This window comes from Epilithonimonas sp. JDS, from assembly GCF_021261315.1.
Classification (GTDB): Bacteria; Bacteroidota; Bacteroidia; order Flavobacteriales; family Weeksellaceae; genus Epilithonimonas.
In genome coordinates, this window is record NZ_JAJSAX010000017.1 from 1 (window position 1) to 881 (window position 881).

Consider the following 881-nt stretch of genomic DNA (forward strand, 5'->3'; position numbering starts at 1 on the left):
ATAAACTCCAAAAGGTCTTTATTAATAATATCTGCGTGAGTTGTCGGCATTCCGTGTGGGAAACCAGGATAGGTTTTTAAAGTTCCGTTTTTCAATAATTTAATAGATTTCAAAGCCGCATTTTGATAAGGCACGATCTGATCATCTTCACCGTGAAGCACCAAAACCGGAATATCAACATTTTTCAAATCATCTCTGAAATCAGTCTCAGAAAACGCTTTAATTCCGTCATAATGAGCTACGATTCCGCCCATCATTCCTTGTCTCCACCAGTTTCTTTGTACACCTTCCTTCACGTCTGCACCTTCTCTGTTGTAGCCGTAGAAAGGGAAAGTCAAATCAATATAAAACTGCTGTCTGTTGTTCAAAGTCTGCTCTCTGATACCATCAAAAACAGACATCGGCACACCATCCGGATTGCTATCGCTCGCTACCATAATTGGCGGAACTGCGCTGATTAAAACCGCTTTTTTAGCTCTTCCATTAGCATATTTATTTACATATCTGATGACTTCGCCACCACCTGTAGAGTGACCGATGTGAACTACGTCTTTCAAATCAAGGAATTCAACCAACTCCGCTGCGTCAGAAGCGTACTGCTCAATCGTGTGATTGTAAATATCCTGGCTGGAACGGCCGTGACCTCTTCTGTCGTGCGTCACCACTCTGTAACCTTTTTGCAGGAAGAAAATTACCTGTGCGTCCCAATCGTCTGATGATAATGGCCATCCGTGGTGAAACATCAAAACTGGTCCTTCGCCTTGGTCTTTGTAAAAAATCTCTGTTCCGTCTTTTAATTTTAGTGTGCTCATAATTTAATTTTTTAAATGTTGTGATTAATTTATTTAATATTTTGTTGTCTTAATTCTTTAGCAAATGTA

The 881-nt window shown here is 40.0% G+C and carries 1 protein-coding gene; it reads right to left on the reverse strand.

Features of this window, described 5'->3' with window-relative positions; translation table 11 throughout:
• Nucleotides 1-812, reverse strand: an 812-nt coding sequence (locus LUD75_RS19065; RefSeq protein WP_232707395.1) for an alpha/beta hydrolase, incomplete at its 3' end; no start/stop codon positions are given.
• Between the last annotated feature and the right edge of the window lie 69 nt (nt 813-881).